The organism is Kitasatospora sp. NPDC023120 (assembly GCF_055560835.1).
In genome coordinates this window covers 138,827-155,975 of sequence record NZ_JBVHHY010000010.1, presented here as the reverse complement: position 1 = coordinate 155,975, position 17,149 = coordinate 138,827, and the positions used below count along the sequence as shown (strand labels likewise).

At 74.8% G+C, this 17,149-nt stretch carries 16 protein-coding genes and 2 pseudogenes; 12 read left to right on the top strand and 6 right to left on the bottom strand.

What is annotated here, in order from left to right; genetic code table 11:
* The first annotated feature begins 14 nt into the window (after window positions 1-14).
* From ACZ3TI_RS16940 to ACZ3TI_RS16925, 4 genes are read left to right on the top strand one after another with little or no spacing between them, the layout of a single operon-like run.
* On the top strand, window positions 15-578 hold the full coding sequence (locus tag ACZ3TI_RS16940) for a helix-turn-helix domain-containing protein (protein ID WP_465726985.1): 564 nt from the start codon (window positions 15-17) through the stop codon (window positions 576-578).
* A complete protein-coding gene (locus tag ACZ3TI_RS16935) occupies window positions 575-745 on the top strand; it encodes a hypothetical protein (protein ID WP_465726984.1) in 171 nt (56 codons plus the stop codon). The genes ACZ3TI_RS16940 and ACZ3TI_RS16935 overlap by 4 nt, the downstream gene beginning before the upstream one ends.
* Window positions 746-748: 3 nt before the next feature.
* The gene (locus ACZ3TI_RS16930; protein WP_465727092.1) at window positions 749-2,047 is read left to right on the top strand and encodes an MFS transporter; all 1,299 of its coding nucleotides are present in this window, start codon (window positions 749-751) and stop codon (window positions 2,045-2,047) included.
* A 28-nt stretch (window positions 2,048-2,075) separates the two neighbouring features.
* Window positions 2,076-2,762: an alpha/beta fold hydrolase gene (locus ACZ3TI_RS16925; protein WP_465726983.1), complete on the top strand. Its 687-nt coding sequence runs from the start codon at window positions 2,076-2,078 to the stop codon at window positions 2,760-2,762.
* A 3-nt stretch (window positions 2,763-2,765) separates the two neighbouring features.
* On the opposite strand, the gene ACZ3TI_RS16920 is transcribed toward ACZ3TI_RS16925, so the two are convergent.
* Window positions 2,766-4,253, bottom strand: a complete 1,488-nt coding sequence (locus tag ACZ3TI_RS16920) for a DUF2252 domain-containing protein (RefSeq protein ID WP_465726982.1) — start codon at window positions 4,251-4,253, stop codon at window positions 2,766-2,768.
* A gap of 265 nt (window positions 4,254-4,518) precedes the next feature.
* On the bottom strand, window positions 4,519-5,301 hold the full coding sequence (locus ACZ3TI_RS16915) for an SGNH/GDSL hydrolase family protein (RefSeq protein WP_465726981.1): 783 nt from the start codon (window positions 5,299-5,301) through the stop codon (window positions 4,519-4,521).
* 219 nt (window positions 5,302-5,520) lie between these two features.
* Here ACZ3TI_RS16915 and ACZ3TI_RS16910 point away from each other — a divergent pair, with 219 nt between their 5' ends.
* Both ACZ3TI_RS16910 and ddaH read left to right on the top strand, forming a co-directional pair.
* Window positions 5,521-6,414 carry an MBL fold metallo-hydrolase gene (locus tag ACZ3TI_RS16910; protein WP_465726980.1) on the top strand — a complete coding sequence of 298 codons (894 nt, stop codon included), beginning with the start codon at window positions 5,521-5,523 and terminating at the stop codon, window positions 6,412-6,414.
* A 269-nt stretch (window positions 6,415-6,683) separates the two neighbouring features.
* Window positions 6,684-7,511 carry a dimethylargininase gene (gene ddaH, locus ACZ3TI_RS16905; RefSeq protein WP_465726979.1) on the top strand — a complete coding sequence of 276 codons (828 nt, stop codon included), beginning with the start codon at window positions 6,684-6,686 and terminating at the stop codon, window positions 7,509-7,511.
* A gap of 77 nt (window positions 7,512-7,588) precedes the next feature.
* Here ddaH and ACZ3TI_RS16900 read toward each other — a convergent pair.
* Window positions 7,589-7,711, bottom strand: a pseudogene (locus tag ACZ3TI_RS16900) (hypothetical protein); the annotation flags it as partial.
* 43 nt (window positions 7,712-7,754) lie between these two features.
* On the opposite strand from ACZ3TI_RS16900, the gene ACZ3TI_RS16895 reads away from it, so the two are divergent.
* Together ACZ3TI_RS16895 and ACZ3TI_RS16890 are read left to right on the top strand one after the other, a co-directional pair.
* On the top strand, window positions 7,755-8,399 hold the full coding sequence (locus ACZ3TI_RS16895; protein WP_465726978.1) for a helix-turn-helix transcriptional regulator: 645 nt from the start codon (window positions 7,755-7,757) through the stop codon (window positions 8,397-8,399).
* A gap of 83 nt (window positions 8,400-8,482) precedes the next feature.
* Complete coding sequence (locus tag ACZ3TI_RS16890) at window positions 8,483-9,613, top strand: aminotransferase class I/II-fold pyridoxal phosphate-dependent enzyme (RefSeq protein WP_465726977.1); 1,131 nt, start codon at window positions 8,483-8,485, stop codon at window positions 9,611-9,613.
* Window positions 9,614-9,707: 94 nt separating this feature from the next.
* On the opposite strand, the gene ACZ3TI_RS16885 is transcribed toward ACZ3TI_RS16890, so the two are convergent.
* Both ACZ3TI_RS16885 and ACZ3TI_RS16880 read right to left on the bottom strand, forming a co-directional pair.
* Window positions 9,708-10,490, bottom strand: coding sequence for a glucosamine-6-phosphate deaminase (locus ACZ3TI_RS16885; protein WP_465726976.1), 783 nt, complete (start codon window positions 10,488-10,490; stop codon window positions 9,708-9,710).
* Window positions 10,491-10,721: 231 nt separating this feature from the next.
* Window positions 10,722-11,129, bottom strand: a complete 408-nt coding sequence (locus tag ACZ3TI_RS16880; protein ID WP_465726975.1) for a hypothetical protein — start codon at window positions 11,127-11,129, stop codon at window positions 10,722-10,724.
* Between the two features lie 338 nt (window positions 11,130-11,467).
* On the opposite strand from ACZ3TI_RS16880, the gene ACZ3TI_RS16875 reads away from it, so the two are divergent.
* The 3 genes and pseudogenes from ACZ3TI_RS16875 to ACZ3TI_RS16865 form a co-directional block, all read left to right on the top strand.
* Window positions 11,468-12,226: a serine/threonine protein kinase gene (locus tag ACZ3TI_RS16875; RefSeq protein WP_465726974.1), complete on the top strand. Its 759-nt coding sequence runs from the start codon at window positions 11,468-11,470 to the stop codon at window positions 12,224-12,226.
* Window positions 12,227-12,234: 8 nt separating this feature from the next.
* On the top strand, window positions 12,235-13,803 hold the full coding sequence (locus ACZ3TI_RS16870; protein ID WP_465726973.1) for a serine/threonine-protein kinase: 1,569 nt from the start codon (window positions 12,235-12,237) through the stop codon (window positions 13,801-13,803).
* Window positions 13,804-13,827: 24 nt separating this feature from the next.
* Window positions 13,828-13,965 (top strand): annotated as a pseudogene (locus ACZ3TI_RS16865) (ionic transporter y4hA); the annotation flags it as partial.
* A 381-nt stretch (window positions 13,966-14,346) separates the two neighbouring features.
* Here ACZ3TI_RS16865 and ACZ3TI_RS16860 read toward each other — a convergent pair.
* Window positions 14,347-15,333 carry a PT domain-containing protein gene (locus tag ACZ3TI_RS16860; protein ID WP_465726972.1) on the bottom strand — a complete coding sequence of 329 codons (987 nt, stop codon included), beginning with the start codon at window positions 15,331-15,333 and terminating at the stop codon, window positions 14,347-14,349.
* A gap of 450 nt (window positions 15,334-15,783) precedes the next feature.
* Here ACZ3TI_RS16860 and ACZ3TI_RS16855 point away from each other — a divergent pair, with 450 nt between their 5' ends.
* Entirely contained in the window at window positions 15,784-17,097 is a 1,314-nt protein-coding gene (locus tag ACZ3TI_RS16855) for a geranylgeranyl reductase family protein (RefSeq protein WP_465726971.1), read from the top strand.
* Window positions 17,098-17,149 lie beyond the last annotated feature (52 nt).

Sequence of the window (17,149 nt, the reverse complement as noted above, 5' to 3'; positions counted from 1 at the left end):
ATAGCATCGCGAATATGGGAATCGACACGGCCGCCGACGACCGGCTGGCACAGCGGCTCGCCGAGCTGAGGCTCGAACGCGGGTGGACCTTGGAGGAGTTGGCGCGGCTGGCGGACGTCAGCCGGTCGACGCTGTCGCGGGTGGAGCGGGCGGAGGTCAGCCCGACGGCCGCGCTGCTCGGGCGGCTGTGCGCCGTGTACGGGCGGACGATGTCGCGGCTGCTCGCCGAGGTGGAGGCGGGCCCGGCGCGGCTGGTGCGGGCCGGGGACCAGCAGGTGTGGCGGGACGCGACGACCGGCTTCGTGCGCCGCTCGGTCTCGCCGCCGCACGGCTCGCTGCGGGCGGAGATCATCGAGGGGCGGCTGCCCGCGGGCGCCGACATCGCCTACGACCGGGCCTGCACGCCCGGCCGGGAGCACCACCTCTGGCTGTTCGAGGGGCGGTTGGAGCTGACCGTGGACGGCGAGGCGCAAGCGCTCGCCCCCGGCGACTGCCTGCGCTACGTCGCCGGGACCAGCCGCTTCCGCAGCCTCGGCCCGGGCGACGCCCGGTACGCGCTGGTGGTGGTCGAGCCGTGAGCGCCGCCACCGGTCCGATACCGAGGGAGCGCTTCGACGCCGCGGGGCGCCGGGTGCTGCTGGTCTGCGTCGCGGGCGGCTTCACCACGCTGCTCGACCAGTCCGTGCTCAACACCTCCGTCCCCGCCCTGCGTGAGACCCTGCACGCCGGGCCCGCCGACCTGTAGTGGATCGTCGCCGGGTACTCGCTCGCCTTCGGCCTCGCGCTGATCCCCGGCGGGCGGCTGGGCGACGTCAAGGGCCGCAAGTGGTTCTTCGTCTCCGGACTCGCCCTGTTCACCCTGGTCAGCCTGGTCTCCGCGACCGCCACCGGGCCCGGGGTGCTGATCGCCGCCCGACTGCTCCAGGGCGCGGGGGCGGGTCTGGTCAACTCCCAGATGATCGGCACCCTCCAGGACGTCTTCGACGGCCAGCTGCGGGCCCGCGCCCTCGGCATGTACGCCGTCACCGGCGGCCTCGCCTTCGCCCTCGGCCCGCCGATCGGCGGCGCGGTGCTGGCGGCGGCTGGCCCCGAGCAAGGCTGGCGGCTGACCTTCCTGCTCAACGTCCCGTTCGGTCTGGCCACCGCCGTCCTGGCCGCCAGACACCTGCCCAAGCCCCGCCCCAGCGCCCGGCACGCCGATCTCGACATCCTCGGCCTGCTGCTGGTCGGCGCGCTCACCCTCGCCCTGATGCTGCCCTTCGTCCAGCCGCCCGGCTGGCTGGGCTGGCTGGCCTTCGCGTCCGCCGCCCTCCTGCTGCTCGGCACGCTCGCCGGGTGGCAGCGCCGCTACGCCCGTGCCGGCGGCCATCCGCTGATCCACCCCGCGCTCACCCGCTCCGCGCCGTACGCGCTCGGCACGGCGACGGCGATGGCCCAGTTCGGCTCCTCACTGGCCGCCTCGCTTGTCCTCACCATGTTCCTCCAGGACGGCCTCGGGCTCTCCCCGATGGGCGCCGCGCTGGTCGCGCTGCCCTCTGCGGTCGCCATGGGCGTGGCCTCCGCGCTCGCCTGGCGGGTCGTCCAGCGCTTCGGCCGACGCACCGTCACCGTCGGCATGGCCGGATCCGCCCTGACCATGCTCGCCGGCGGGCTGGTCGCGCACTGGGCGTCGGCCGCCGTGCTGCCCTGGCTGCTGGCCCTCCTGCAGCTCCTCGGCGGCGCCTCGATCGGCCTGATGGGCTCGACCAACCAGGCCTACGTGCTGCGCCACGCACCCGCCGAGGCGGCCGGGGTGAGCGGGGCGATCCTGCAGATGACGCAGCGGATCGCGGCAGCCGTCGCGGTCTCGGCGCTGTCCGGCGTCTACCTGCGGCAGACCGCCGGAGGCGGCGGGCACCGCTCCGCCTACCTCGCCGCGAGCGCGGTCTGCGCGGCGGTGGCCGCACTCGCCGTGCTGACCTCCGTCCTCGCCGGCCGCACCGCCGCCCGGGAGCGGCTCGAAGGGGAGCCGACAGCCCTGCGCCGAGGGCGAACACCCGTCCGCTAGCCGTTCCCAGGCCCCTACCGTGGTCGGCATGACCGACGTACGGAGCGTGGACCTGCCCGAGGTGACGCTCGCCTACCGCGAGAGCGGCCGCGCCGACGGCCCGCCGCTGGTGCTGCTGCACGCGCTCGGCGAGCGCGCCTCCGACTGGGACGTCGTCCTGCCCGCCCTCGCGCCCGGCCACCACGTGTACGCGCTCGACCTGCGCGGCCACGGGGACAGCGGCCGCACCGGGGCGTACAGCCTGCAGGCGATGCGCGACGACGTGCTGGCCTTCCTGGACGCGCTCGGGCTGGACCGGGTCGACCTGGTCGGCCACTCGATGGGCGGCGCCGTCGCCTACCTCCTCGCCCAGGCGGCACCGGAGCGGATCGGCCGGCTGGTGCTGGAGGAGATCCCCGCGCTGTACCCGCGCCCGGCCGGCGCGGTGCCGGACGACCCCGACGAGGACGTGCACTTCGACTGGGCGATGGTCCGGGCCGTCAAGGCCCAGCTGGACACCCCCGACCCGGCCTGGCGGGAGGGGCTGGCGGGGATCACCGCCCGCACCCTGGCGGTCGCCGGCGGTCCGAGCAGCCCCGTCCCCCAGGAGCGGATCGCCGAACTCGCCCGGCTGATCCCGGACTGCCGCCTGGTCACCGTCGAGGCCGGGCACCTGGTGCACGGTGCCCGGCCCGGGGAGTTCGTCGCCGCGGTGGCGCCGTTCCTGTCCCGCTGACGGTCAGACGCCGTGCTCGGCGGGCAGCCGCCCGCTGCGCACCGCGGTGAGCAGATCGGCGTGGTCGGCCTCGGTGCGGTCCGCGTAGGCGACGGCGAAGGCCCCGACCGCCTCGTCCAGCGCCTCGCCCTTGCCGCAGTACCCGGCGAGCAGGCCCGGGTCGGCGGTGTGCGCGTGCGCCCGGGCCAGCAGGGCACCGGTGATCCGCGCGTAGTCGTCCAGCTGCGAGGGCTGCAGCGCGGCCGGGTCGACGCTGCCCTTCCGGTTGCGGAACTGCCGCACCTGGTACGGGAGTCCGTCGACCGTCGTCCAGCCCAGCAGGGTGTCGCTGACCACCTGCATGTGCTTCTGGCCGAGCACCACCCGGCGGCCCTCGTGCCCGTCCTGGTCCACCCGGCCCGCCTGCGGCAGGTACGGCAGCAGCGCGGACGGGCGGGCCTCCTTCACCTGCAGCACCAGCGGCTGGTCCCGGTGGTCGGTCAGCAGCACCACGTACGAGCGGGTGCCCACGCTGCCGGTGCCCACCACCCGGAACGCCACGTCCTGCACCCGGTAGCGGGACAGCAGCGTGCGCACCTCGGCGGGCACCGTCTCCACGTACGGGCCGAGCGCGTGGGCGACGGCCCGGGCGGTCGCGTCGGTCACCTCGGTGAGCACCGGGGGAGCGGCGGTGAAGCGCCACCCGCCGTCCGCCGTACGGTCGGCGCTACGGGCGGCGAACTTCGCGCTGGTGTTGCCGAGCGCCTTGGCACCGACCTTGCGCAGCACGTCCGCGAGGTCGTGCGCCTCGGCGAAGGACACCAGCTGCTCGTCGGCGACGGCGTTCCAGGCGTCCAGTGCGGGCAGCTTGGCGAGCGTGCGCATGGTGCGGCGGTACGCGCCGGCCACGTGCTCGGCGGCCTCGCGCGCGGTGCTCTCGCTCGCGCCGGTCTCCCGGCCGGCCAGCACCAGGCTGGCGGCCAGCCGCTTGAGGTCCCACTCCCACGGGCCGGGCACGGTCTCGTCGAAGTCGTTGATGTCCATGACCAGTTGGCCGCGCGCATCGCCGTACAGGCCGAAGTTCGCGGCGTGCGCGTCGCCGCACAGCTGCGCGTTCACCCCGGTGACCGGCGTGCCCGCGAGGTCGGCGGCCATCAGCCCGGCCGACCCGCGCAGGAACGCGAACGGCGTGGCGGCCATCCGCCCCACCCGGATCGGCACCAGCTCGGCTATCCGGCCCGCGTTCGACGCCTCGATCGCCTCCACGGCGGTCGGGCGCCCCGGGGTGAGGGCGAACTCCGCGTGCCGCTCCCGGGGCACCCGCGCCCGCAGCTCCTTGCCCCGCTCCCGCGCCCGCCCGTCCTGCGTCGACGCGAACCCGGCCACCGCGAAGCCGCGCCGCGCCTGCCCGCCCGGGCCGTCCGCACCGGCCGTGCTCCGCTGTGCCACCACGGTCGGCCTGCCCCGGCCCCCCGCCGTTCTCGGCCCCGACCCGTCCACTGCCTCGGTCATCCGCGCCACCGCGCCCCGCCCGTCCCTTCCGGTCCTCACCCGCCCGCGACCTGCGCGGATGGTTCATCGGGGGGAGGGACGTCCGACGCGCTGCGGTGGTTCCTGCGGGACGCGTGAGATGCGTCGGCGTCCCGGGGCGGGGGCGCGTGGGCGGACGTGAGCGGCGCCCGGTCGGAGCCGTGGGGTGTGCGTGGTGCACCGGGTGCTGCGGGCTGCCCGGACCGCAGCACCCGGTGGTGTGTGACTCCCGAGGACCGACGAACCGTCAGAGTGGCATCAGCTCGGGCCGCTTGGGCTCGACGTGGTCGCCGGAGGACTCGCCGCGCAGGCGTCGGCCGACCCAGGGGATCAGGTGCTCGCGGGCCCACTGGATGTTCTCCCGCCGCTGGTCGGCGGAGGTGAGCACGCGGGCGTCCGGCCAGGGCGCCTCCGGGTCCTGCTCGGTGGCCAGGCCCAGCGAGCGGGCGGCCAGCAGGGCGACCCGCTGGTGGCCCTCGGGAGACAGGTGCAGGCGGTCCTCGCTCCACGCGCGGCGGTCCTGCACCGAGCGCAGCGACCACAGGTCGGCCACCTTGCAGCCGTTGCGGTCGGCGACGGCCCGCATGTGCCCGTTGTAGGTCGCGATCTTGCCGCGCAGGTGCTTGAGCAGCGGCACGTCTCGGGTGTCGAAGCCGGTGCAGATCAGCACCGTCCCGGCGGATTCGGCGAGTTGGACGACGGCGGCCTCGAAGCGCTCGGCCACCTCGTCCGGGTCGGCGCCCGGTCGCAGGATGTCGTTTCCGCCGGCGCAGAAGGTGACCAGGTCGGGCTGGAGCCGGCGGACCTCCGGCACCTGCTCGGCCGCGATCTGGTCCAGCAGCCGGCCGCGCACCGCCAGGTTGGCGTAGCGGAACGCGCCCGGCGGACGCCCGTCGGCGAGCAGCCCGGCCAGGCGGTCGGCCCACCCGGCGAACCTGCCGTCGACACCGGGGTCGTTCAGGCCTTCGGTGAAGCTGTCCCCGAGGGCGGCGTACGAACTGAGGTCAAGGGTCTCCTGGAGGTTCGGCATGAAAGAGATAGTTCACCCAATCAAGTGACCTACGCCACCGTAGGTGACCCCGGTGGCACGTGAGATGGACCACGTACCCTCTTCGGCCCCCGCGCGCCGCCCGGAGCGCCGGGCCCCGGAAAGCACAAGATCCGTACCCCCTTCCGCTTTTGGGGCCGCCGGGCCGATGCTCGAAGGGAGCGACCGCCCCGGCCGCCGTCCTTCTGGGGGAAGACATCCATGGCTGCGAACCCGCGCTCCGACGCGCCCGAGAACTGGTCCATCGACGACCGCTGCACCAACTGCGACGTCGCCCGGCAGCTCGCACCCGGCCTGGTCCGCGAGCACGCCGGCCGCTCCGAGCTGGTCCGCCAACCGCGCGACGAGGCCGAGCGCCGACAACTGCAGGCCGCCGCCCACGCCTGCCCGACCCGCTCCATCCGACCCGGCACCGGCCCGCTCGACCCGGCCGCCGACCCCTTCCCGCTCGCGCTCGACGACGAGGTGCTGCTGCTCGGCCACAACTCCCGCCTCACCGCGGGCGCCAACTCCTACCTCTGCCGCCGCCCCACCGGCTGGGTGATGATCGACACGCCCCGCTACAGCGAGGCCCTCGCCGCCCGCTACGCCGCGCTCGGCCCGGTGACCGACGTCCTGCTCACCCACCGCGACCACGCCGCGCACGGCCGGGAGTACGCCGACCGGCTGGGCGCCCGGCTCTGGATCCACGAGGGCGACCTCGACGCCGCCCCCGGCGCTGACCGGGTGCTGCGCGGGACAGAGCCGGTGGAGATCGCCCCAGGCCTGGTCGCTCACCCCTTCCCCGGTCACACCCGGGGCAGCGTGCTGTTCGTCGTCGAGGAGCGGTACTGCTTCAGCGGCGACAGCCTCTACTGGTCCCGCACCACCGAGGACCTGGAGGTGCACGAGGCCATCACCTGGTACTCGATCGAGGAGCAGGCCGCCTCGCTGGGGCGCAGCCTGGACGTGCTCCGCTTCGAGTGGCTGCTGCCCGGCCACGGCGACCGGCGCCGGATGCCCGCCGAGGAGACGGACCGGCGGCTGCGCGCCCTCGCCGAGCGCTGCCGGGAGCTGCGGTCCGCGCCGGTGGACTTCACGGCGGTCCGCTGGTAGCCGCGCCGGCAGCCCGCTGCGGAGGGCCCGTGCGCCGGGGCTCGCGCCGGGTGCGCGGGGGCGTGCGTCCAGCCGGGGCGCCCGCGCGGGTGTGCGAACGGTGTCGCCGGGGCAGCCGCCTCTGGAACAGAGCGGCGTTCCGCACCGGCGTCCCGGTGCACCGGCCGACCGACGCACCGATCCACCGGCGTACCGGCCGACCGGCCCACCGGCGTACCGGCGGAACTCCGGAAACCCCGGACCTCCCGCGAGCCAAGGACGGTTGAGCCATGCCCCCGCAGACCCCGGAGCGCACCGCCCGGCCACGCCGCTACCTGATGTGCAGGCCGACGCACTTCACCGTGGACTACGCGATCAACCCGTGGATGGACCCGGCCCAGCCCACCGACACCGCGCTCGCGCTGCGTCAGTGGGAGCGGCTCCACCGGACCTACCGCCGCCTCGGCCACACCGTCGAGCTGATCGACCCGCTGCCCGGCCTGCCCGACATGGTCTACGCCGCCAACGGCGCGACCGTGCTGGACGGCCGGGCCCTGGTGGCGACCTTCCGCCACCCGGAGCGCGCCGCCGAGTCCGACGCCTACCAGGCCTGGTTCCGGGGGCGCGGCTACCGCGAGGTCCGCCGCGCCGGCCACGTCAACGAGGGCGAGGGCGACCACCTGGTGGTGGGCCGCCGGGTGCTCGCCGGGACGGGCTTCCGCAGCTCGCGCGCCGCGCACGCCGAGGCGGGCGAGCTGTTCGGCGTCCCGGTGGTCACCCTGAACCTGGTCGACCCGCGCTTCTACCACCTGGACACCGCACTGGCCGTCCTCGCCGACGACCACGTCATGTACTACCCGGAGGCCTTCGACGCCGACAGCCGCGCCCTGCTGCGCACGCTCTACCCGGACGCCATCCTCGCCGACCGCGCCGACGCCGAGGTGTTCGGGCTCAACGCGGTCTCCGACGGCCGCCGGGTGCTGCTGCCGGAGACGGCCAAGAACCTCGCGGGCCGCCTCGCCGAGCACGGCTACCAGCCGATCCCGGTGGACGTCTCCGAGCTGCTGAAGGGCGGCGGCGGGGCCAAGTGCTGCACCCTGGAGCTCAGGCCGGCCTGAACTCCCGCCCGACGAGGAGCACCTCCAGGGTGCGCGGACCGTGCACCCCCTCCACCCGGTCGAGTTCGATGTCGCGGTCATGCGCGGTTCCTCCGCCACCAGTCGCGGAACGGTTCGGCGGGCACCTCCGGCAGGTCCCGGGTGTCGGTCCAGGCCCGTCCGGGCCCGGGCAGCCGGCGCGGGTGCAGCGCGCGGGTGCGCCCCTCCTGGACGAATCGTCCGGACTGGACGTAAAGTCCAGACATGCCCTTGGAGAACCCTGACCCGCGCGTGCGGACCTTCGCCCCGGTCTGCCGCGCGGTGGCCCTGCTGCTCGGCCCGTACGCCGAGGTGGTGCTGCACGACCCGGCCACCGACCGGGTGCTCGCCATCTGGAACCCGATGACCCCCCGCGCCCCCGGCGACCCGTCGATGCTCGGCGAACTCGACGAGGTCGACCCGTCCGCGCCCGACGTCTACGGCCCGTACGAGAAGGCGCTGCCCGACGGCCGCCGGCTCTCCTCGGTCAGCGCCGTCCTGCGCGACGACGCCGGACGGCCCTCGGCGGTGCTCTGCGTCAACCTCGACCGGGGCCCGCTGGAACAGGCCGCCGCCCTGTTGGCCGGCTTCGCCGCCCCCACCGCACCGCGCCCCGAACCGCTCTTCGAACGAGACTGGACGGAGCGGATGAACGACGTGATCGGCGGCTACGTCCGCGCGCAGGGCCGCCCGCTGGAGCGCTTCACCCGCGAGGACCGGCTGGCCGTGCTGCGCGAACTCGACCGGGCCGGGGTGCTCGCCGTCCGCCGCGCCGTCCCCGTCGTCGCCACCGCGCTGCGGATCTCCCGCTCGACCGCCTACAGCCTGCTCGCCGAACTCAAGCACCCCGCGGGCCCGGCAGCTCCCTAAGGCGTGTCGGACACGCCCCGGACCCCGCCGGCCCCGCCCGCCCGCCGGTGAACCCACGCCGGCCTCAGGAAGGAACAGCCCCCATGCCCCAGCTCCCCGAGTTCAGGCTCGAAACCCACCTCTCGCGCTGGGAGTTCACCGCCCGGTACCACCTCACGGCCTCCGACGCCCAGACCATGACGCTGGCCGAACTGCTCGCCCTGGCCGGCCCCGAGGACCGCGAGGCCTGGGACACCCTCGCCCTCGGCTACACCGAGACCTTCGGCGACCCCGGGCTGCGCCGGGCGATCGCCGGCATGTACGAGCACGTCGACGCGGACGACGTGATCTGCTTCGGTGGCGCCCAGGAGGGCCTCAACCTCGCCATGCGGGTGCTGCTCGAACCGGGCGACCACGCGGTGGTGGTGACCCCCTGCTACCAGTCCGCCGAGACCATCCCGCTCTCCCTGTGCGAGGTCACCGGCGTCGCGCTGGACGAACGGCAGGACTGGGCGCTCGACCTCGACGCGGTCGAGGCGGCGCTGCGCCCGAACACCAAGGTGCTGTCGGTCAACTTCCCCAACAACCCCACCGGCGCGCTGATCCCCGCCACCGATCTCGCCAGGCTCGCCGAACTCTGCGACGAGCGCGGCATCCGGCTCTTCTCGGACGAGGTCTACCGCGGCCTGGAGCGTGACCCGGCCCGCACCCTGCCGCAGGCCGCCGACCTCTCCGAGCGCGCCCTCTCGCTCAACGTCACCTCCAAGGCGCTCGGCCTTCCCGGCTTGCGGATCGGCTGGATCGCCTGCCGGGACCGGGAGTTGCGCGCCCGACTGGAGCGTGCCAAGCACTACACCACGATCTGCAACTCGGCGCCGAGCGAGGTGCTGGCCCGGATCGCGATCACCGCCCGCGACCGGATCCTGGCGCGCAACCGCGGCATAGTCGCGGAGAACCTCCCGCTGTTCGACGCCTTCTTCGCCGACTTCGCCGACCTCTTCGAGTGGCGCGCCCCCGACGGCGGCGGCGTCGCCTTCCCGCGCTACCTCGGCGCGGACGGGGTGGAGGACTTCTGCACCGACCTGGTCGCCCAGGCCGGCGTCCTCCTCCTGCCCGCGAGCGTCTTCCGCTCCGAGCTCACCTCCGTCCCGACCGACCGCTTCCGCATCGGCGTCGCCCGCCGCGACCCGGCCCCGGCCCTGGAGGCCTTCGCCGGCTGGCTCCGCAAGCGCTGACCGGCGCCGCGACGGACGCCGACGAGCCGGGGTGCCGGCCACCGGCGGGATCGGTGGCCGGCACCCCGGCTCGTTCGCGCGCTGCGCGGGAGGCTCAGAGCTTCTGCCAGGCCGGCTTGGCGGCGTAGGTGTCGCGGAAGTAGTCGGCGAGCTTGAGACGGGAGGCGGCGGCCTCGTCGACCACCACGGTGGCGTGCGGGTGGAGCTGGAGGGCCGAGGCGGGGACGGCGGCGGAGAGCGGGCCCTCGACGGAGAGGGCGACCGCCTCGGCCTTGGCCTCGCCGGTGGCGAGCAGGACGAGGTGGCGGGCCTCCAGGATGGTGCCGACGCCCTGGGTGATGACGTGGTGCGGGACCTCGTCGATGCTGTCGAAGAAGCGCGCGTTGTCCTCGCGGGTCTGCCGGGTCAGGGTCTTGATCCGGGTCCGGGAGGCGAGCGAGGAGCAGGGCTCGTTGAAGCCGATGTGGCCGTCCGTGCCGATGCCGAGCAGCTGGAGGTCGACGCCGCCGGCCTCGGCCAGCGCGCGGTCGTAGGCGGTGGCCGCGCCGGCGATGTCCGTCGCGTTGCCGTCCGGGCCCAGGAAGGAGTCCTCGGTCAGGCCGAGCGGCTCCACGACCTCGCGCAGCACCACCGAGCGGTAGGACTCCGGGTGGCCGGCCGGCAGGCCCACGTACTCGTCCAGCTGGCAGATGCGCGCCCGGGAGGCGTCCAGGCGGCCGTCGGCGACCCGTGCGGCGAGGGCCTGGTAGATCGGCAGCGGGGTCGAGCCGGTCGCCACGCCGAGCAGGGCGTCGGGCTTGTCGGTCAGCAGATCGGTGATCGCCGCGGCGATGAGTTCGCCGGCCGCTGGGGCGTCAGGGACGATCACGATTTCCATACTGGGTCCACCGTTCTGAGGCGAGTCTGAGGTCTAGACCTCCGAGGTCTAGACCAGTTTGCCGTGAACGGGGCCCCAGGTCCACCCGGGCCAGGTCAGCCGCCCTCTCCGTCGCCCTGTCCGCCGGTGCCGGACCCGGCGTGACGGCGCGCGAACGCGGGCGGGCCGGCCGCCGGGAGCGGGGGTCCCGGCGGCCGGCCCTGAAGGCGGTGCCCGTGCTCAGCGGGTGGTTCAGAACGGGCCGGTACAGGTGGTGACCTGCTTGGCGGCGTCCAGCGCCGGACCGGCGGTGGCGCAGACCATGCGCAGGTCGGTGGTGGTGACGCGCGGGGTGACGGCCTTCGCGGAACCTATCCGCACGGTGGTGGCCGAGGCGGCGGTCTCCCACGGGCTGCCCCAGGCGGCCTGGGTGCGGACCTCGACCCTGACGACCGTCAACTGGGCCGGGTCGGCGGTGACCCGGGCGACGCCGACGATGCCGTTGCCGTCGGCCTGGTACGAGGTGCAGGGCTGGTTGAGCACGGTGGCGCAGACCGTGGTGCCGGTCTCGGACGTTGCCGTGGCGGCCATCGCCGGGCCTGCCGTCAGTCCGGCGATCCCTGCCGCCGTCATCATCACAGCTGCGATCCGAGCGCGCATGATTCGAACCTCCTTGGAAATTAAGGGGATCTCACTCCTTGAGATGAGTCTTGCACATGTCGTGAACATGTTGCGTGTGTGTTACGTCACACTCATGGTGACCGTTCAACTACGTGCTGCAACCATTCGCCGAGTGTTCGATATCCGGTCAGCTGGGGGCCCGATGGCGGATCGGTTCGTGGGCGACACCGGCTCGCCGCTCCGGCTCTGGTGCTGACGCCGACCCCGGCGCTGCCGGCTGGGGCCGGCGATGTCCCCTCACCCGTCCGAGTGGCGCGGCTTGCCGCCGGGGCGAATCGGGCGGATACCATCGACCCCGATCCCACGGAGGTGGCTGCGTGGACACCGTCATCGTGCAACTTCCCTGTCCGGGGCCCGAGATGACGCCCGGACGAGCACCCGAACTGCTGCGGATGGGCCCGGGTGAGGCTGCCGTGTTCGGGCGCGGCGAACCCGGTCGTCCGGTCGCCATCCCGCTGCCCGACCAAGGGGTCTCCCGGAGCGCGGGCGAGGTGGTCGCGGCCGAGGACTACTGGCGGCTGTCCAACTTCAGCGCCTCCGCCACCTACGTCGTGGAGAACCTGGAGGGCGCGGGGGAGCACGTCAAGGTGGCGCCCGGGCGGCTCGGTGCGCCGGTGCCCTTCGAGCTCTCCCGGGTGCTGCTGCCCGCGCTCGGCGAACCCGCCTCCTTCAAGGTCTTCGCCCCGCAGCACGCCTACCTGGACGGCCGGCCCGGCAGCGCCGACGGCGAGCACACCGTCAGCCCCTTCGCCCTGGACCCGACCGCCAAGTACTTCCTGGTGCTCCTCGCGCTCTGCGAGCCCCGGCTGCGCTCGCCCTCCGTCGCCGCCGTCCCCGGAGTGACCGAGGTGCTGGCCCGGCTGCGCCCCCTGCCCTCCTGCCGCGGGCTGACCCGCTCGGCGGTGAACTACCACATCGACTACCTGGTGGAGACCAAGCTGCGGCTGCGCGAGCCGTACGAGGAGAGCCCGGGCGGCGGCAAGCGCGAGGAACTCGCGGCCCTGGCGCTGAGGTTCGACCTCGTCCGGGAGGAGCACCTGGCCCTGCTCCCGCCGCGGCGCGCGGCCGCCCGGTAGTGGAGACCGTGCAGCCCGCCGCCCCGGACGCGGAGCCGCCCGGGCGGCGGCCGCCGCAGGGCCCGCCCTGCGAGGTCCCGGACGGCTACCCGATCGCGGGCTACCGCCTCGGTGCCCTCCTCGGCGCGGGCGCCTGGGGCAGCGTCCACGCCGCCGAGGGCCCGGACGGCACCCAGGCCGCCGTCAAACTGCTCGGCGCCGCCCGGTTCAGCCCCGGTCAGCGGCGGACCGTCGCCCGGATGGCCCGCAGCGAGCAGCAGTTCAGCCTCCGCGCCGACCACCCCCACCTGATCCGCACCCTCGCCGTCGCCACCGTCGACGACCCGGACCACCCCGGCCTGGACGGCGCCGTCGCGCTGGTCATGGAGCGCGCCGCCCGCAGCCTGCAGGACCTGCTCTCCGCCGCCCGCCCGGGCGCGGCGGTGCCCGGCGCCGAGCGCATCCTCGCCGAGGTCTGCGCCGGGCTGGCCCACATGCACCGGGCCGGCTGGGTGCACGGGGACCTGAAACCGGCCAATGTCCTCCTGATGCCCGACGGCACCGCCAAGATCGCCGACTTCGGTCTCACCGCCGAGCTGGAGGGCACCCACGCCTACGCCCCGCCGCTCGGCTCGCCCGACCACGTCCCGCCCGAGTGGTGGTCCCAGCGCACCGGCGCGCGCGGAGTCGTCGTCCGCCCCAGCGCCGACGTCTGGGCCTTCGGGGTGATCGCCCACCAGCTGCTCACCGGCGGCCTGCACCCCTTTCTCGGCGCCACCGCCCGGGCCCGCTCGCTGGCCGCCCAGGCGTACGCGCGCGGCGCGGCGCCGCTGCGGCTGGACGACTCGCTGCCCGAACGCTGGCGGCCCGTGGTCGCCGCCTGCCTCGCCCCCGGGCGGGAGGAGCGGGCCCGCACCGACCTCGTCGCGCTGGTCGCCCGGGCCACCGCCCGTCCGGCCCGGCGCCGCCGCACCGCCGTACGGGCCGGCGCGGGCCTGCTGGCCTGCGTGTGCGCCGTGCTCGCGCTGACCGGCGGGCCCGAGCCCGCCGCACCGGGCGCCCACCGCGCCCCGCCCCCGCGGCCGGGCCCCGGTGCGCCGCCCGGCCCCGGAGCGCTGCCGGTCCCTGGTGCGCTGCGGGGAGCGATCCCGCCCGGCTCGGACGTCCCGCCGGCCTACCGGGACATGATCCTGAACGCCGCCCGGCGCTGCCCCGAACCGGAGGTCACCCCGGTGCTGCTGGCCGCGATGCTGAAGGCCGAGAGCGGCTTCGACCCCGACGCGGCCCGCCCGGAGACCGGCGAGTACGGCATCGCCATGTGGACGCCCGCCGTCTTCGAGGCCTGGGCCAAGGCGGCCACCCACGCCGGCCCGAAGTCCTACCTGGACCCGGGCGACGCGATCGCCGCGATGGGCAACTACGTGTGCTGGCTCGACCAACAGCTCAAGCGGGCCGGCTTCACCCGCGACCTGCCCGCCCTGGTCACGGCCGCCTACCGGACCAGCGACAAGACCGTGGAGGCGGCCGGGGGCGTTCCGGACCGGGTGCGGGCCCACGTCGACACGGTGCTCCGCTACCTGGCCGACTACGGAGGGTGAGCGGGCGCACGGGATGCGTGGGGCACCCACATGGTCCTGCTGACCCTGACGGTCGTGCTGGGCATCCTCACCGTGATCCGCGCCGGGCGGGCGACGCCGCTGCAGGGCGCGGTGCACCTGGCGGTGCCGGCGGGGTACGTGGTCCTGGCGGTGAACCCGTGAGGGCCGGCCGCCCGTAGTCGGGAGTGGAAGCCCCCTGGCCCCCGTTCCCCCCGTGCGGCCGGGGGCTTCCGGCGTTCCCGGGCCGGTCGGACCGGTCGGACCGGTCCGGATCGGTGGGGCGGGTGGTGAACCCGGGCGGGCGGACCGTCCGTAGAGCCGGATGAGGGCCCCCGGTTCCACCCCCGTACCGGGGGCCCGCCGACGTCGGCGGCGCCTTTCGGCCGCGCCCCCTCCGGGAGGCGCGGGCGCCGCCGAACGGCATCGAGCCCCTGGACCGGCAGCTGCTCGCCGGGCCAGGGGCTCGATGGGTGCCGCGGCCTAGGGTCCGTCCGGGGCGGGGTCAGCGCCCCGGACGGGCTCGGTGCCGCAGCAGTCGGTGCCTCAGGAGGTGCGGCGACGGCGGGTGTAGACCACCGCGCCCGCACCGGCGACCAGCAGGGCGGTGCCGGCGCCCGCGTACAGCAGGGTGCCGTCGCTACCGGTGCTGGCCAGCTTCTTGCCGTCCGAGTCGGTGCCCTTGATCGGGGTGGGGACGCTGACCTTGTCGGGCAGCTGCAGCGGCTCCTCCGGGCTGACCGGGGTGTCGGTGGTCGGCTTGTGCACCGGAACGGTGCCGGTCGGGGCGGTCGACGGGCCCGGGGTCGGGGCACCGGTGGGGGCGCCGGTCGGCTCCTCGGTCGGCTCGTCGGTCGCCGGGCCGGTGGGAACCGGGGTGGCGGGGGCCGAGGTGGTGGGCGCCGGGGTGGTCGGAGCCGGGGTGGTCGGGGTGGCCGTGGGCGAGGCCGGAGCCGAGGGGCTGTGCGACGGCGTGGTCGGCACGGCGGTCGGGCTGGTCGACGGGGTCTTGGTCGGGGTCGGGGTCGGCTTCCCGGTCGGCGAGGGCTTGCCGGTGGGGGCCGGGGTCTGGCCGCCGCAGTCGACCTTGAAGACCTTGTGCTTGGGGTTGTTGAGCTTGGTGTCCTTCGGCAGCTCGCCGTTGACCAGCTCGACGGACTGCCAGTACAGCTTGTAGTGACCGTCCGGCAGGTGGATGTCCTCGGTGCGGACGTGGCCCTTGCCGTCGACCGGGAGGTCGCCGTACGCGACGAGCTTCTCCTTGGGGCCGCCGCCGACGGTGGTGATCGCCCAGATGACGTCCTGGTTGGCGTCGAAGCCGAAGGAGTCCAGGTAGAAGGTGCAGACCTTGGGCTCGTTGCGGACGTCCTCCTGGCCGGTGGCGGCGTCGTGGATCTTGACGGTGCCGTTGTTGCCGGGGGCGCCGCCCTTGCCGCCCGCGGTGGCGTGGGCGGCTGCGGGCGCGAGCAGCATCAGGGCGGCGGCGGTCGGGACGGCCACCAGGGAGCGCGCGGCGGTGGAGCGGATGTGCATGTGTGTTCCATCGGGTACGGCAGGCCGGGACGAGCCTGCGCGGTGGGAGGGAGCCTCTGGTCGGCCGTTCGGTGGGAGCCCGTGCCGTACGACAGGAGGGGCACAAAAGTTCCCGCAGTGGGAAACGTGACGCAAGGGAGGTTTGGCCGAAATGCGTCCCTGCGCACGATTGGTCCGACTAGTTCGTTACAACGATCCGATCACCCGGTTGTCATGGATTCGTGTGCGCTCCAGCCGGTGGCGCGCTCGGGTCCGGTCAACTCCGGACCCTGACCCGGCGGGTGAACCCGTGCAACCCACGTGGCCGGTATTGACCGCTCCGCGAGGACGGCCTGCGTGTCGGGGCGGCGGGCGGGCGCCAGGTTTCTCTATCGTCCGTCTGGAACCGCCCAGTCCGCCGATTCCGTTGCGTGTTGCGTGTGCAGCCGATCCGACCCGTGGGAGAGTGCGATGCCCGGCCCAGAGCAGACCGCGGAGGAGAGCACCGCCGAGCAGAGCGCTGCCGAGGAGAGCGCCGACGTCATCGTGGTCGGCGCGGGCCCGGCCGGCTCCACCGCCGCCGCCCACCTCGCCCGCACCGGCCTGGACGTCCTGCTGCTGGAGAAGTCCGCCTTCCCGCGCGAGAAGGTCTGCGGCGACGGCCTTACCCCGCGCGCCGTCAAGCAGCTGACCGACCTCGGCATCGACGTCTCCGAGGAGGCCGGCTGGCTGCACAACCGCGGCCTGCGGCTGATCTCGGGTCGGCGCACGCTGGAGTTCGACTGGCCCGAGCTCTCCGCCTTCCCCGGGTACGGACTGGTCCGCCGCCGCGCCGACTTCGACCAGCTGCTCGCGCAGAAGGCCGCTTCCTACGGTGCCCGCCTGATCGAACGCGCCAACGTGGCGGGCCCGTTGGTCGACGAGCGGACCGGCCGGATCACCGGCGTCACCGCCAAACTGGGCGACGAGCGCCGACCCGTCGCCTACCGGGCCCCGATCGTGGTCGCCGCCGACGGCAACTCCACCCGGCTGTCCGTCGCCATGAAGCGCTACCGCCGCACCGACCGCGCGATGGGCGTCGCCTACCGGACCTACTTCACCACCCCGCGGCACGAGGACCGCTACCTGGAGGCCTGGCTCGACCTGCGCGACCCCAACGACCCGGCTCGGCGCCTGCTGCCCGGCTACGCCTGGGTGTTCGGCATGGGCGACGGCACCGCCAACGTCGGGCTCGGTGTCCTCGACACCGCCAAGGCCGAGGTGGACTGGCGGGAGCTGCTGCGCCGCTGGTGCGAGGACCTGCCGCCCGGGTACGGCTACACCCCCGACGGCGTCACCGAGCCGATCCGCGGCGCCGCCCTCCCGATGGGCCTCAACCGCCGACCCCATTACGCCGACGGCCTGTTGCTGGTCGGCGACGCGGGCGGCACGGTCAGCCCGGGCACCGGTGAGGGCATCGCCTACGCGATGGAATCCGGCCGCTACGCCGCCGAGACCATCGTCCAGGCACTCGCCCGCCGGACCGACCGCGGCCGCGAACTCGCCCTGCGCGCCTACCCGCAGGCGCTGCGCTCCGCCTATGCCGGCTACTTCGCGCTCGGCCGCCTGGCCGCCGACCTGCTCGGCCGCCCCAAGCTGCTCGGTGCCGCCGGGGCCGCCGGGCTCGGGAACCCGGCGCTGCTGAAGGTCGCGTTCCGGCTGATGGTCAACCTGACCGAGCCCAACTCCAAGGACGCCCTCGACCGGCTGCTCCACCTGCTCGGGCGGGTCGCCCCGGGGCGGTGAGCGGAAGAGGCGCCGGACCGGCCATCCTCCACGCCGGGCGGCCGCGGCGCCC